At 61.6% G+C, this 14897-nt stretch carries 14 protein-coding genes; 1 reads left to right on the forward strand and 13 read right to left on the reverse strand.

The window, feature by feature from the left end:
• Positions 1-6 precede the first annotated feature (6 nt).
• On the reverse strand, positions 7-669 hold the full coding sequence (locus ORL50_RS24435) for an HAD-IA family hydrolase (protein WP_266018805.1): 663 nt from the start codon (positions 667-669) through the stop codon (positions 7-9).
• Complete coding sequence (gene rluC / locus ORL50_RS24440) at positions 656-1618, reverse strand: 23S rRNA pseudouridine(955/2504/2580) synthase RluC (protein WP_266018806.1); 963 nt, start codon at positions 1616-1618, stop codon at positions 656-658. Before rluC ends, ORL50_RS24435 begins: the two co-directional genes overlap by 14 nt.
• A 702-nt stretch (positions 1619-2320) precedes the next feature.
• Here rluC and rne point away from each other — a divergent pair.
• The gene (rne, locus tag ORL50_RS24445) at positions 2321-5548 is read left to right on the forward strand and encodes a ribonuclease E (RefSeq protein ID WP_266018808.1); all 3228 of its coding nucleotides are present in this window, start codon (positions 2321-2323) and stop codon (positions 5546-5548) included.
• A gap of 165 nt (positions 5549-5713) precedes the next feature.
• On the opposite strand, the gene ORL50_RS24450 is transcribed toward rne, so the two are convergent.
• The 11 genes from ORL50_RS24450 to ORL50_RS24500 form a co-directional block, all read right to left on the reverse strand.
• The gene (locus ORL50_RS24450) at positions 5714-6307 is read right to left on the reverse strand and encodes a nucleotidyltransferase family protein (RefSeq protein ID WP_266018809.1); all 594 of its coding nucleotides are present in this window, start codon (positions 6305-6307) and stop codon (positions 5714-5716) included.
• Positions 6304-7287, reverse strand: coding sequence for an XdhC family protein (locus ORL50_RS24455; protein WP_266018810.1), 984 nt, complete (start codon positions 7285-7287; stop codon positions 6304-6306). The genes ORL50_RS24450 and ORL50_RS24455 overlap by 4 nt, the downstream gene beginning before the upstream one ends.
• Positions 7287-9608, reverse strand: coding sequence for a xanthine dehydrogenase family protein molybdopterin-binding subunit (locus ORL50_RS24460; RefSeq protein ID WP_266018812.1), 2322 nt, complete (start codon positions 9606-9608; stop codon positions 7287-7289). The genes ORL50_RS24455 and ORL50_RS24460 overlap by 1 nt, the downstream gene beginning before the upstream one ends.
• A complete protein-coding gene (locus tag ORL50_RS24465) occupies positions 9605-10075 on the reverse strand; it encodes a (2Fe-2S)-binding protein (RefSeq protein ID WP_266018814.1) in 471 nt (156 codons plus the stop codon). The genes ORL50_RS24460 and ORL50_RS24465 overlap by 4 nt, the downstream gene beginning before the upstream one ends.
• A 247-nt stretch (positions 10076-10322) precedes the next feature.
• A complete protein-coding gene (murB, locus tag ORL50_RS24470; RefSeq protein WP_266018816.1) occupies positions 10323-11342 on the reverse strand; it encodes a UDP-N-acetylmuramate dehydrogenase in 1020 nt (339 codons plus the stop codon).
• Positions 11339-11803, reverse strand: a complete 465-nt coding sequence (locus tag ORL50_RS24475; protein ID WP_266018818.1) for a low molecular weight protein-tyrosine-phosphatase — start codon at positions 11801-11803, stop codon at positions 11339-11341. Before ORL50_RS24475 ends, murB begins: the two co-directional genes overlap by 4 nt.
• Entirely contained in the window at positions 11803-12567 is a 765-nt protein-coding gene (gene kdsB, locus ORL50_RS24480) for a 3-deoxy-manno-octulosonate cytidylyltransferase (protein WP_266018820.1), read from the reverse strand. Before kdsB ends, ORL50_RS24475 begins: the two co-directional genes overlap by 1 nt.
• On the reverse strand, positions 12564-12749 hold the full coding sequence (locus ORL50_RS24485; RefSeq protein WP_007945752.1) for a Trm112 family protein: 186 nt from the start codon (positions 12747-12749) through the stop codon (positions 12564-12566). The genes kdsB and ORL50_RS24485 overlap by 4 nt, the downstream gene beginning before the upstream one ends.
• Before the next feature lie 37 nt (positions 12750-12786).
• The gene (gene lpxK / locus ORL50_RS24490) at positions 12787-13797 is read right to left on the reverse strand and encodes a tetraacyldisaccharide 4'-kinase (protein WP_266018825.1); all 1011 of its coding nucleotides are present in this window, start codon (positions 13795-13797) and stop codon (positions 12787-12789) included.
• Positions 13797-14228, reverse strand: coding sequence for an ExbD/TolR family protein (locus ORL50_RS24495; protein ID WP_266018826.1), 432 nt, complete (start codon positions 14226-14228; stop codon positions 13797-13799). The genes lpxK and ORL50_RS24495 overlap by 1 nt, the downstream gene beginning before the upstream one ends.
• The gene (locus tag ORL50_RS24500) at positions 14225-14860 is read right to left on the reverse strand and encodes a MotA/TolQ/ExbB proton channel family protein (protein ID WP_266018827.1); all 636 of its coding nucleotides are present in this window, start codon (positions 14858-14860) and stop codon (positions 14225-14227) included. The genes ORL50_RS24495 and ORL50_RS24500 overlap by 4 nt, the downstream gene beginning before the upstream one ends.
• Positions 14861-14897 lie beyond the last annotated feature (37 nt).

Below are 14897 nucleotides of genomic sequence, written 5' to 3' on the forward strand. Positions count from 1 at the left end.
AACCTGTTAAGCCCGCTGGTTCAGCCAGGCATGCAATTGTGAAAAACGATCAATCGCCAGGCGCGGCTCAAACAGCTTCAGCGCCTCGATCGATTGCGCGCCGTAGCTGACCGCCACCGAAGCCATACCGGCGTTGCGAGCCATCTGCAGGTCGAAAGACGAATCGCCCACCATCAGCGCCTGTTCCGGACGAACCTCGCAGTGAGCGAGGATCTGCTCCAGCATCAGAGGATGGGGCTTGCTGGCAGTTTCATCAGCCGCACGGGTGATGTCGAAATAGTTTTCCCAGCCATGGGCCTTGAGCACTCGATCCAGCCCGCGACGGGCCTTGCCGGTTGCCACGGCCAAATGATAACCCTCGGCGCGAAACGCCTCCATCGACTCGAGCACACCCTCGAACAACGGCGACGGCACGGCCTCGGCGGCGATGTAGTGATCGGCGTAATACTCTCTGAATGCGATCAATTCGGCGTCGCTGATTTGCGGATACAAGGTGCGGATCGCCTCCGGCAAGCCCAGGCCAATGATGCCCTTGACGGCAAAATCATCGCGCAACTCGAAGCCGGAACGCTCGGAGGCCACATGCATGGCCTCGACGATCCGACCAATGGAATCGGCCAGCGTCCCGTCCCAATCAAAGATCAACAGCTTGCAATCAGAGGGGTGCACTCAAGCGCTCCACGGTCTTGGCCCACATTTCATCCACCGGCGCCTGCAACTTCAACTCACCACCATCCGGCAGCGGCACAGTCAGCATGTAGGCGTGGAGGAACAGGCGCTTGCCACCCAAATCGCGGATTTCCTTGCTGAAACCCTCGTCCCCGTATTTCGGGTCGCCAGCGATGCAGTGACCGGCGTGCAGGGTATGCACGCGGATCTGGTGGGTACGGCCGGTAATCGGCCGAGCCTCGACCATGGTCGCGAAGTCACCGAAGCGCCGTAGCACCTTGAACACGGTCACGGATTCCTTGCCCTCCTCCTCGTCGACCTCGACCATCCGTTCGCCGGAGCGCAGGTTGCTCTTGCCCAGCGACGCCCGGACCTGTTTGATCGAGGCAGCCCAGTTGCCGCGAACCAGCGCCATGTAGCGCTTGTCCACGCCATCACCGCGCAAGGCCGTGTGCAAGTGACGCAGCATGCTGCGTTTCTTGGCGATCATCAGCAGGCCGGAGGTGTCGCGGTCCAGTCGGTGAACCAGCTCAAGCTCCTTGCAATCGGGGCGCAGCTGACGAAAGGCTTCGATCACGCCATAGGTCAGCCCGCTGCCGCCGTGAACCGCAATGCCACAAGGCTTGTTGATCACGATCAGCGCCTTGTCCTCGAAAATAATCGAGGCTTCGAGGCGTTGCAGCAGGCCTTGTGCCAGCGGTACCGGCTCGTCGCGCTCAGGCACGCGTACCGGCGGCACGCGCACGATATCGCCCGCCTGCAGCTTGTATTCGGGCTTGATCCGACCTTTGTTCACCCGCACTTCGCCTTTACGCAAAATGCGGTAGATCAAGGTCTTGGGCACGCCTTTGAGCCGAGCGAGAAGGAAGTTATCAATACGTTGGCCGGCATATTCCGGCGAGACCTCAAGCAGTTGTACGCTTGGAGTCGAGGGGGCAGTAGTCGTCATGCCGGAGATGATATCAATTTTTTATGGAATTGAAGCACTTAATCATTACTGCTATAGTCGCGAACGCCGCCAAAAGCGGCCTGGACAGCGGACCAACGGTCAAAAACCGGCCCTGACCAATGCAATTCACCAGGACGCGAGGCCGTCCTACGGGGCTTTCGCTACGTAACGGTGGAGTTTGCAGGTGTAACGAGCGCAGGTGACATGAGGCCTGAATCAAGCCGCAGAGCAGAGTTTTGACTCTCCTTGCGAGCCAATATTCACGGCCAGTTCACAAAGTGCAGTCAGCTGCGAATGACCCCGAGCGAAGGTTTCGGAAACATCGCCTAAATTAGCCATGATGCGTGACCTCCCCTTTTGGAGCTCACGGTAAATGCCAACCCGCTGCGGATTCTGCGCGCGGCAGCACCCGAATTATCAGGGATACGTGTAGGGTGGAGATGCACAACCGCTGGACTGTGTAGCAATAGGCTTTTCCAAGACGCTTCATCTCGTCCACAGCCACTGGTTGATTCCTCCTCCTGACTGAGTGCTTAAGTAGCCACAGCAAGCAGGACGCGTACGTCGCGACACCGGCCCAATTGGCCGGGGTTCGCTAGACACTGGAGTGTCCAACCACACTCCTGACGCACCTGACACCGACCGTGAGAAGTCGTGTGTGCCGAACGCCGTTTCCGGCAGCCCGGAAACCGACGGTACTACATGAAAAGAATGCTGATTAACGCAACTCAACCCGAAGAGTTGCGTGTTGCACTGGTAGATGGCCAGCGCCTCTACGACCTGGACATCGAATCCGGTGCACGCGAGCAGAAGAAGGCCAACATCTATAAAGGCCGGATTACTCGCATCGAACCAAGCCTTGAGGCTGCCTTTGTCGATTTCGGCTCCGAGCGCCACGGCTTCCTGCCCCTCAAAGAAATCTCCCGCGAATACTTCAAGAAAGCCCCCGAAGGCCGCGTCAACATCAAGGACGTCCTGAGCGAAGGCCAGGAAGTCATCGTTCAGGTCGAAAAAGAAGAACGTGGCAACAAGGGCGCCGCCCTGACCACCTTCATCAGCCTGGCCGGTCGTTACCTGGTGCTGATGCCGAACAACCCGCGTGCCGGCGGTATCTCCCGTCGCATCGAAGGTGAAGAGCGCAACGAACTGCGTGAAGCCCTGAACGGTCTGGTTGCCCCGGCCGACATGGGTCTGATCGTGCGCACTGCCGGCCTGGGCCGCAGCAGCGAAGAAATGCAGTGGGACCTCGACTACCTGCTGCAACTCTGGACCGCCATCAAAGAAGCCTCGCTGGATCGCTCCGCGCCATTCCTGATCTACCAGGAAAGCAACGTGATCATCCGCGCCATCCGCGATTACCTGCGCCAGGACATCGGCGAAGTGCTGATCGACAGCGTTGAAGCCCAGGACGAAGCCCTGACTTTCATCCGCCAGGTGATGCCGCAGTACGCCAGCAAGATCAAGCTGTACGAAGACAGCGTTCCGCTGTTCAACCGTTTCCAGATCGAAAGCCAGATCGAGACCGCCTTCCAGCGCGTCGTTGAACTGCCTTCCGGCGGCTCCATCGTTATCGATCCGACCGAAGCCCTGGTGTCCATCGACATCAACTCGGCGCGCGCTACCAAAGGCAGCGACATCGAAGAAACCGCCCTGCAGACCAACCTTGAAGCCGCCGAAGAAATCGCCCGTCAGTTGCGCTTGCGCGACATCGGCGGCCTGATCGTCATCGACTTCATCGACATGACCCCTGCCAAGAACCAGCGCGCCGTGGAAGAGAAAGTCCGCGAATGCCTGGAAGCCGACCGCGCTCGCGTGCAAGTCGGTCGCATCTCGCGCTTCGGCCTGCTGGAAATGTCCCGTCAGCGCCTGCGTCCATCCCTGGGCGAAAGCAGCGGCATCGTTTGCCCGCGTTGCAACGGCACCGGCATCATCCGTGACGTGGAATCGCTGTCCCTGGCGATCCTGCGCCTGATCGAAGAAGAAGCCCTGAAAGACCGCACTGCCGAAGTTCGTGCACAAGTGCCGATCCCGGTCGCAGCGTTCCTGCTCAACGAAAAACGCAACTCGATCACCAAGATCGAACTGCGCACCCGTGCCCGCATCGTCATTCTGCCGAACGATCACCTCGAAACTCCGCACTTCGAAGTGCAGCGTCTGCGCGATGATAGCCCGGAAGCTGCGGTCGGCCAGTCCAGCTACGAAATCGCTGCTGCCGCTGCCGAAGTCGAAGAAGTCCAGCCAGCTGCTGCGACCCGCACCCTGGTTCGCCAGGAAGCCGCGGTCAAGACTGCCCCGGCCCGCGCCAACGCCCCGGTGCCTGCCGAAGTCGTCGCTGCCGCGCCTGTGGCTGCACCGGCCGCCGTGCCAGAGCCAAGCCTGTTCAAAGGCCTGGTGAAGTCGCTGGTCAGCCTGTTTGCAACCAAGGAAGAGCCAGCCGCTCCGGTTGTGGTTGAGAAGCCTGCAACCACCGAGCGCCCTGCGCGTAACGAAGAGCGTCGCAACGGTCGCCAGCAAAGCCGCAACCGTAACGGTCGCCGCGATGAAGAGCGCAAGCCTCGTGAAGAACGTGCACCGCGTGAAGAGCGCGCGCCACGGGAAGCTCGTGAACCACGCGAAGCTCGTGAAGAAACTCCAGCGGTTGCGCGTGAAGAACGTGCTCCACGTGAAGAGCGTGCACCGCGCGCCCCGCGTGAAGAACGTGCTCCGCGCGCTCCTCGTGAAGATCGCAAGCCTCGTGGCGAGCGTGAAGAGCGTGTGCGCGAATTGCGCGAGCCTCTGGACGCTGTTGCTCCAGCTGCCGCCGCTGTCGCTACCGCTGAAGAGCGTCCAGCTCGCCAGCCACGCGAAGAACGCGCTCCACGCCCACCGCGTGAAGAACGTCAGCCACGTGCCGAGCAAGCTGTTGCTGCCGTAGCCGAAGAAGAGCTGCTGTCCAACGAAGAGCAACTGCAGGAAGACGGACAGGAAGGCGCCGAAGGCGATCGCCCACGTCGTCGCTCCCGTGGCCAGCGTCGTCGCAGCAACCGTCGCGAGCGTCAACGTGACGCAAACGGCAATGTGATCGAAGGTTCGGAAGAGTCCGATTCCGCTGAAGGCGAAGTAGCTACCACTACCGAAGCGCCGAGCACCGCCGACCTGGCCGCCGGCCTGGCTGTTACCGCAGCCGTAGCCAGCAGCGTTATAAGCGCTCCAGCTGAAGCACAGGCCAACGAGCAAGCCGAACGCGCTACTGCCGCTACCCTGGACACCACTCCAGTCGAAGCGCCAGTGGTTGAAGCGACCTCGCCTGTGGAAGCCACCGCTTCGCCGGAAATCGAAATCGCGCCGGTTCGTGAAGTGCAGCCTGAAGTCGAAGTGGCACCGCAACCTGCGGTCGTCGTCGAGGCTCCAGCGGTGATTGCAGAGCCAGCCGCCGAGACAGTCACTGAAACCGTGACTGAAACGATTCGTGAAGTTCGCGAAGAGCAAACCGCTTTCAACTGGGTTGCCGAACCCGCTGTCGTCGAAGCTCCAGCCCCGGTAGCAGAAACTCCGGTTTACCAGCCAGAGCCTGAGCCAGTCGCTGCGCCAGAGCCAGCTCCAGTGGTAGAAGCGCCGATTGAAGCGCCGGTTGTAGCCGAAGTGGCTGCACCTGTAGCCGAAGCCGCGCCAGCCAGCGCCCTGACTGAGAATGGCCGCGCGCCAAACGACCCGCGTGAAGTGCGTCGTCGCAAGCGTGAAGCCGAGCGTCTGCAGAAGGAAGCTGAACTGGCCGCCGCTGCTGCTCCAGCCGTGGTCGAGGCGGCTCCGGTGGTTGCTGAAGCTGCTGCTGAAGTCGCCGCTGAGCCTGTAGAGTCAGCAATCGACGAAGCACCGCGTTCTGTTCAACAAGCGGTAGAGCAACACGAACAAGCCCAGGAAAAAGAGCACGAGCCTAAACCCCTCGTCTGATTCCAACGGCTGACAAAAAGCCCCGCCTGGTGATCCAGAGCGGGGCTTTTTTTATGCTTGAAACGTAAGGAACAGGTCCGCGTTATCGTTCATCGCGGGCAAGCCTTGCTCCCACAAAAGAGCCACGCAAGACCTGTGGGAGCAAGGCTTGCCCGCGATGGCGATCTATCGTACAAACACCAAAGCCCCAGGCACATCCACATCCCTCAATACCCCGGGATCATCCACCTCCACCTCAACCACTCTGGCAGAAGCAAACAACGGCCTGGCCCCGCGATCCCCCGAAAGCGCCATCAATGCCGGCCCGAATGAAGCTGCGAAACCCACCGGGTGCCCATACTCGCCGTCATGCACTGGCACACTGATGGTATCGTCCGCCATGCCCGCCAGTACCCGCTCAATGCTCGAAGGCAGAATGAACGGCATATCCCCCAGCACAATCATCCAGCCACTGAGGTCTGGACACGCCGCCACCCCGGCAGCAATGCTGTCACCCATGCCCGTGGAATCGATCAAGACCACCTCGAACCCGTAGGCCTGCGCCATGCGAATCACCTGGGGACGATCTGCGGTGGTGACCAACACTCGTTTGCCCGACTGAACCGGCAGGTTCACCAGCACGTGCTCGATCACCGAACGCACGGCACCGTCGCGCCCGGTGCAGTCAGCCAGTAACTTGTCCTTATCCTCGCCCGCCACCTGGCGAAACCGTTCGCCCTGCCCTGCCGCCAGCACAATGATGCCGATGGATTCGCTCATGGTTCCTCCCGCAGGGGCTTCTTCTGTTTGAGTTCGACGCCGTTCTTGATCGCAACAATTTCTGCCAGCAGCGACAAGGCGATTTCCGCCGGTGAATGGCTGCCAATGTGCAAACCGATCGGTCCGTGCAGCCGTTCGATGGCCTCTGCTGACAAGCCTAGCTGAGCCAAGTTATCGCGGCGCTTCAAGCTGTTGACCCGGGAACCCAGGGCACCGACATAGAAGGCGGCGGAGTCCAGCGCGGTTAGCAGCGCCATGTCATCCAGGCGCGGGTCATGGGTGAGCGCCACAATGGCCGTGCGCTCGTCAGTCTGGATAGTCAGTACCGCTTCGTCCGGCATGCCTGGGACGAAGCGACCATGCTGTTCTTCCCAGCCATAGACAAACTCGCTGCGCGGATCGCAGATCAACACTTCGAAATCCAGGAGCCGCGCCATCTCGGCAACATAACGCGACAGTTGTCCGGCGCCGATCAGCAGCAGACGCCAGCGCGGGCCATAAATCGCCCGCAGCGTCTTGCCATCAAAGGTCAGCCCCTGGCTTTTGTCCGCAGGCTCGAGCTGCACTTCACCGGTTTCGATAGACAGCGTGCGCGCCACGATCTCGTGCGCCTCGCAACGCGCCAGCAATTGTGCGACCCAAGCCGGGTCGCCGACTCGTTCCTCGGTCAGGCGCAAGGTGCCACCACAGGGCAAGCCAAAGCGCGCGGCTTCCTCGCGAGTGACACCGTACGTAATCAATTGCACCGGCGGCCCGTCAGCGGGGATGCGCCCATCGTGCAGGCGCGCGATCAGGTCGTCCTCGACGCAGCCACCGGAAACCGAGCCGATCACCACGCCGTCCTCACGCAACGCCAGCATGGCACCAGGCGCCCGAGGCGCGGTGCCCCAGGTCTGGACCACGCTGTACAACACCACGCGCTGGCCCGCGTTGCGCCATTCCAGCACGCTGCGCAGGACATTCAGATCGACGCTGTCCATCAGGCTTGTGCCTTCTGCCAACCCTGCAGCTGATAGCGCACTGGCAGATTACGCACACGCTGCCCGGTGGCAGCGAAAATCGCGTTGCACAGCGCCGGCGCAATCGGTGGCACCCCGGGCTCGCCAACGCCTCCGAGCGGCACCTCCCCAGCAGGAGTGACCAGGTGCACCGCGATCTCCTTCGGCGCCAGGGACATGCGCGCCACCTCGTACATATGGAAGTTGTCCTGCTGGACCTTACCGTCCTTGAAGCTGATTTCGCCCAGCACGGCGTTACCCAGGCCCATCACACAAGCACCTTCGAATTGCGAGCGGATCCGCTCCGGGTTGATCTGCGGCCCGCAGTCCACCGCGATATCCGCCTTGTGCACGATCAGGGTACCGTCGTCCTTGACCTCGACCTCGATCACCGCCGCGACGTAGGTCACAAAACTGTAGTGCACCGCCAGGCCCAGGCCACGCCCCTTGGGCAAGTCACGGCCCCAACCTGCGGCCTTAGCCGCAGTTTCCAGGACCTTGCGCATCCGGCCCGTATCGATCGGATAACGTTCCGGCGACTCTCCGTAGTTCCACTCTTCACTCAAGGTGCGCGGATCGATCTGGCGATCCGGGCCCAGCAGTTTGATCTGGTACTCCAGCGGGTCGCGACCGGCCTTGTGCGCCAACTCATCGACGAAGCTCTGGATCGCAAAACCGTGGGGAATGTTCGACACCGAACGATACCAACCGACCCGGGTATGGACCTTCGCCTCGGGGTTTTCCAGGCGCACATTGGGGATGGCATAAGCCATGTTGGTGAAGCCCATACCCAGTTCGAACGCCGCTTCGTGGTTCATGCCCGGTGCGAACAGCGCCGTGATACTCGGCGCAACGGTGCGATGCAACCAGCCAGATGGCAGGCCGTCCTTGTTCAGGCTGGCCTTGAGGTATTCGGCCGAAACGGTATGAAAGTAGGAACAATGGATGTCATCTTCGCGAGTCCACTGCACCCGCACCGCCTTGCCGGGGAATTCCTTGGCGAGGATCGCCGCCTCGATCACAAAGTCCGGTTTGGACTTGCGTCCGAAGCCGCCACCCAGCAGGGTCACGTTGAATGTGACGTTATCGAACGCAATGCTCAGGCGCTCGCCGATTCGCTCGCGCGTTACCTGGGGCGCCTGGCTCGGAGCCCAGGCTTCACAAACGCCGTCCTTAAAGCGCGCGATGGCAACCATCGGTTCCATTGGCGACTGCGCCAGGTGCGGCAGATAATAGGACGCTTCCAGCGTACTGTCGGCACCGTCTATGGCTGCGTCGATGTTGCCGGTATTGCGCACGACCTTGCCGGGTTTGAGCGCTGCGGCTTCCAGTTCCTTGCGATAGGCAATCGAGTCATAGCTGGCGTTGGGGCCATCGTCCCACTCGATTTTCAGCGCCTCGCGCCCCTTGATGGCCGCCCAGGTGTTGCTGGCGATCACCGCGACGCCGCCCAGCGGCTGGAACTCCGACGGCAGCGGCCGCCCCTCGATATTGACCACTTTGAGCACGCCAGGCACTTTTAGCGCTGCACTGGAATCCACCGATCTGACCTTGCCACCGTAAACCGCCGGGCGCGCGATGGTCGCGTAGAGCATCCCTTCGATATGCACGTCGGCGCCGTAGACGGCACGACCATTGACGATGTCGGCTCCGTCAATCGCCTTGATCCCCTCCTTGCCAATGTAGCGAAATTCCGCAGGCTGCTTGAGCCGCAGACTGTCGCGGGCCGGCACCGCCAGCGCAGCAGCGGCGGCAGCCAGGGCGCCGTAACCCAGTTCGCGCCCGGAGGGTTGGTGAATGACTTTATGCAGTTGCGCACGGCACTCGCCAACCGGCACTTGCCACTGCTTGGCAGCCGCTTGCTCCAGCATGGTCCGCGCGGCGGCACCGCAGCGGCGCATCGGCTCGTACCAATGGCGCATGCTGCGTGAGCCGTCGGTGTCCTGGTTGCCATAGCGCACTTCATCGCCAGGCGCCTGCTGCACCTTGACCAGCGCCCAATCGGCGTCCAGCTCATCGGCGACCACCATGCTCAGGCTGGTCCGCACGCCCTGGCCCATTTCCGAACGGTTGCAGACCACGGTCACGGTGCCATCGGCGGCAATGCTGACGTAAACCTTCGGGTCGTCGATCCAGCCATTAGGCATGCCATCGGCGCCGAATTTCGGCGCTTTATCCGCAGCGAGCGCGTCCTGCCAGCCCCAACTGGCCGCCAGTACCAGCGCACTGGTAGCGCCAACGCCCTTGAGAAAACCACGGCGACTGAGGTTACTCAGTGCAAAATCGTTCGGTAGCCCGCTCATGCCTTGGCCTCCTTCAGGTGAGTGGAGGCTTGGCGGATGGCGGTCTTGATGCGGTTGTAGGTGCCGCACCGGCAAATGTTGCCCACCATCGCTTCTTCGATCTGCTCGTCGCTGGGGTTGGGATTGACCTTGAGCAGTGCCGTCGCCGACATGATTTGCCCGCCCTGGCAGAAACCGCACTGGGCCACCGCCGTGTCGAGCCAGGCTTGCTGGACTATTTGCCCAACCGCATCGCTGTGCAGATTGTCGATGGTGCTGACGTCCTGCCCGATGACCGAGCCGATCGGCGTAATGCAGCTGCGTGCCGGCGCGCCATCGATATGAATGGTGCAGGCGCCACATAGGCCCATGCCACAGCCGAATTTGGTGCCGGTGTAACCGGCCACGTCGCGGATTGCCCAGAGCAGCGGCATGTCCTCGGTGACGTCGAGTTGATGGTCTTGACCGTTGAGTTTTAGGGTAATCATGGGCACGCCCGCATATCTAAAGACGGTTATGGGGTCGAGCAATCTGCCGCCACAGGCTGGCGGTTGGCATCACGCAGATCGACTCAGGCTAAGGAGGCTCTCTTATGCCGACGGCGACGTCTGCATCGGGCCTTAGGTGGAACAAATAGTTGTATCGTTAGGCGGCTAAGTTAACCCAGGATTAACAAAAAAGCCCTGCACATCGGCAAATGTGCAGGGCCTCCAAGGCAGTGCTGAAAGCGTAGCCTCAATACCGATTAGGCTCCATTTCCAGCTCCACCTGGAATCGTTGCCAAATGTCTTGCTGGATCCGCTGCGCCAGCTCCAGCAACTGCAGACCGGTGGCGGCGCCATAGTTGACCAGCACCAGCGCCTGCAATTTGTGCACGCCGGCATCGGCTTCGCGGAAACCCTTCCAGCCTGCGCGCTCGATCAGCCATCCAGCCGCCAGCTTCATCTGGCCGTCCGGTTGCGCGTAGGCCACCAGGTCGGGGAATTCAGCCTTGAGTCGGGTGACCAGTGCCGCCGGCACCAGTGGGTTTTTGAAGAAACTGCCGGCATTGCCCAACACTGCAGGGTCCGGCAGTTTTTCACTGCGGATGCTGCAGATCGCCTGGCTGACATCGCTGGCGGTCGGATGTTCGATGCCCTGTTCGGTCAGGCGCTGACGCACCGGGCCGTATTCCAGATGCAGCTGTTCGTTGCGGTTCAGGTTGAAGCGCACCCGCAGAATCAACCAGCGCCCGGGCTCCTGCTTGAACAGGCTGTCACGGTAAGCGAAGTTGCACTCGGCCAGGCTGAAGTCGCGCAGTTCGCCGGAGTGGCGATCAAGTGCGGTCAGGCCGGCGAATACATCCTTGATCTCCACCCCATAGGCGCCGATGTTCTGCATCGGTGCCGCGCCGACAGTCCCCGGAATCAGGCTGAGGTTTTCCAGGCCGGACATGCCGAGGGCCAGGGTATGTTGCACAAAAGGATGCCAAGGCTCCCCGGCCTCGGCTTCGATCAGCACCTGCTGGCCGTTATCGCTGAGGATGCGAATCCCGCGGGTGGCCATGCGCAGTACCAGCGCCTGGATATCCGCCGTCAGCAGCAAGTTGCTGCCGCCACCGATTACCAGCAACGGCACATCGTGCTCAGCGGCATAGGCCAGGGCTTGGCGTACGTCGGCATCGCTGTGGGCTTCGGCAAACAGGCGGGCCTGCACATCCACCCCGAAGCTGTTGAATGGTTTGAGTGATACCCCGGCTTGCACCTGCAGACTCATAACCGCCCCTTCAATTCGACTACCAGCAAATCGCTGGCGCGCTCGATTAGGTCCAGGACCTGCTCGAAGCCCTGGTCACCGTCATAATACGGGTCTGGGACTTCATCGAGTTCGCTCTGGTAGCGGCGCAGGAACAGGTCGAGCTCGGCCCGGCCCTTCGCTGGTTGCAGCGCCTTGAGGTTGCGCAGGTTGCTGTTATCCATCGCCAGGATCAGGTCATACATGGCGAAATCGGCGCGGCTAACCTGTTGCGCACGCTGGGCAGACAAATCGTAGCCGCGCAGGCGCGCGGCCGCCTGGCTGCGTTTATCCGGGGCCTTGCCGACGTGCCAGTCGCCAGTGCCGGCGGAGGCAACCTCAACCTGTCCTTCAAGCCCTGCTTCACGCAGTTTGTGACGCAACACGCCTTCGGCGGTCGGCGAACGGCAGATGTTGCCCAGGCAGACGAACAGAACCCGCATCAGGCCTCCAGCAGGCGACGAACCCGCTCCAGGTCTTCTGCGGTATCGACGCCGGTTGGCGGCGCGATCAACGCGTCGGCGACATGGATGCGCACGCCGTGCCACAGGGCACGCAGCTGTTCCAGGGATTCGGTGTTTTCCAGCCAGCAAGGGCCCCAGCTGACGAAGTCTTGAAGGAAACCGGCGCGGTATGCGTAGATGCCAATGTGGCGGCGATACGGCACACCTTGCGGCAGCTCCTCGCGGCTCTTGGCGAACGCATCACGGGCCCACGGCAAAGTCGCGCGGCTGAAGGTCAGCGCCAGGCCGTTGAGGTCGCTGACCACCTTGACCACATTGGGGTTGAACAGGGTTTCGACATCCTCGATCGGCTCGGCCAGGGTGGCCATGCGTGCTTCGGTGTGGGCCGCCAGGTTGGCTGCGACCTGATCGATCACGCTCGGAGGAATCAGTGGCTCGTCACCTTGCACGTTGACCACGATGGCGTCGGGCGCCAAGCCCAGTTTGCTCGCCACTTCCGCCAGGCGATCAGTCCCGGAGTTGTGATCTTCGCGGGTCAGCACCACTTCGGCGCCAAAACTTGTGCAAGCCTCGACGATACGCGGGTCATCAGTGGCAACCACCACGCGCTCGGCGCTGCTCTTGCTCGCTTGTTCCCAGACGTGCTGAATCATCGGCTTGCCGGCGATCAGCAACAACGGCTTGCCGGGCAAGCGGGTGGAGGCGTAACGCGACGGGATGACGACGGTAAAGGCTGCGGTCATTTATCCAGGCGCTCGTCGGTGGTCAGGGTGCGCGCTTCGGTTTCCAGCATCACCGGGATGCCGTCGCGAATCGGGTACGCGAGGCCGGCGCCCTTGCTGATCAGCTCGGTCTTGTCAGCGCTGAGCTTGAGCGGGCCTTTGCAGACCGGGCAAGCAAGGATATCGAGCAATTTGGTGTCCATGAGCATTCCCTGGATAAAAACGGTTTCAAGACAGGTGTTAAGGCAACAGACGATCCGGCACCAGGCGCATCAGCTGCGTATCGAACCAGGCCACAAAGGCCGGGGATGGCGCAGCATCGACCGCCAGGTACCACCAATCGGCGGCGGCAAAGGCACGGCACTTCACCGCGTCCTTTTCGGTCATCACCAATGGCAATGACGGAGTGAAATTCATAGCCTGCACGCTGTACTCCGCGTGGTCGGCGAACGCGTGCGGCACAGGCTTCCAGTGTAGCGTTTCAAGGGTCGTGAAGAAACGCTGTGGATTACCGATGCCAGCCACGGCATGCAGTGCCTGACCGGGCGGAAAATGGTCGATTGGCCGCCGCTCACCGCTGCGCAGATTGACCAGGGCCGTAGGCTGCAACTGGAACGCAAAACCGTCGTGACGGTCGTCTGCAGCGCCGTTGTAAAGCACCGCATCGACACTCTGAAGTCGCTCGAGCGGTTCACGCAACGGCCCGGCGGGCAGGCAACGCTGGTTGCCCAGGCCACGGGCCGCGTCGATCAGCACCAGCTCGAGGTCACGGGCCAGTCGATAATGCTGCATGCCATCGTCCGACAGGATCAGGTCCAGTGGCTCACTCGCAAGCAAGGCCTGGACCGCGCGACTGCGGTCCGGGTCGATCATCAATGGCACGCCGGTGCGCTGGACTATCAGCAAAGGCTCATCGCCAGCGATCTCGGCGCCCTGATCCGCCGCGACCCGCCATGGCAGCTGCGGCGGCTTGGCGCCGTATCCGCGACTCACCACCCCGACGCGAAGGCCGCTGCGCTGGCAGTGCTGGATCATCCACAAAATCAGCGGAGTCTTGCCGGTGCCGCCGACGGTGATGTTTCCGACCACCACCAGTGGCACCGGCGGCTGGTAGATCTCGCCCTCGCCCGCCAGGAACCGCTTGCGCTTGTTCATGACCACGCGACGATAGAGCCACTCCAGCGGTTGCAGCAGCTTCAGGGCCGGATGCCCCTGGTACCACGCGGCGAGCAAGCGATCGGACATAGCCATCAGGGTGCGGGCGGCGCCGCCTCGACAGTGGTCATGCGCAGATGGCTGAAACCGAGCTTGCCGGCCGCATCCATGGCGGTGATGACCGACTGATGCTGGGTCTTGCCGTCGGCGCTGATGGACAACGGCAGGCTGGTGTCGCCATTGGATTCTTTTTGCAGGGCATCCATCAGGGTTGCCAGGTCATTCTTGGGCAAGACCTGGTTATTCACCGAAAACGCGCCTTCGGCATTGATTGCCACGTCCAGGTGCTTGGCCTGCTTATCGTCGTCAGGGGTACCGCTGACTGCTTCCGGCAGGTCGACGCGCAACTGGGTTTCACGGGTAAAAGTAGTGGTCACGACAAAAAACAGCAGCAGGATAAACACCACGTCGATCAGCGACGCGAGGTTTATATCGACCGTTTCCCGAGGTTTGCGGCGGAATTTCACGCTCTGCCCTCTGCCAGGTCAACATCCCGGTCGCCCTGTACGACCTCGACCAGCTTGATCGCTTCCTGCTCCATACCAACAACCAGCTCATCGATCCGGCGTTGCAGGAAACGGTGGAAGAACACCGCAGGAATACCGACCATCAGGCCTGCAGCCGTGGTGATCAGCGCTTTGGAGATACCACCGGCAAGCACGGCCGCGTTGGTGCTCATGCCCGTACCCATGAATGCACTGAAGATATCGATCATGCCCAGTACCGTGCCGAGCAACCCGAGCAACGGCGCCATGGCGGCGATCGTGCCCAGGGCGTTGATGTAACGTTCGAGTTCGTGAATGACCCGGGCCGCAGCCTCCTCAATGCACTCTTTCATGATCTCGCGACCATGCCGGGAGTTCGCCAGGCCCGCAGCCAGGATTTCGCCCAGAGGGGAATTGGCGCGCAATTCCTTGAGCTTTTCCTTGTTCAGCTGCTTGTCCTTGATCCAGACCCAGACCTGGCCGAGCAAGTGCTCCGGGGTCACACGACTGGCACGCAGGGTCCACAGGCGCTCGGCGACGATCGCCATGGCCGCGATGGAACTCAGAATGATCGGCAGCATCATCCAGCCGCCGGATTTGACCAATTCCCACACAGTGACAGTCCCCTCGAAAAAGTGCGCCACTCTACCA

It is taken from the genome of Pseudomonas sp. RIT-562 (assembly GCF_026241895.1).
Classification (GTDB): domain Bacteria; phylum Pseudomonadota; class Gammaproteobacteria; order Pseudomonadales; family Pseudomonadaceae; genus Aquipseudomonas; species Aquipseudomonas mandelii_F.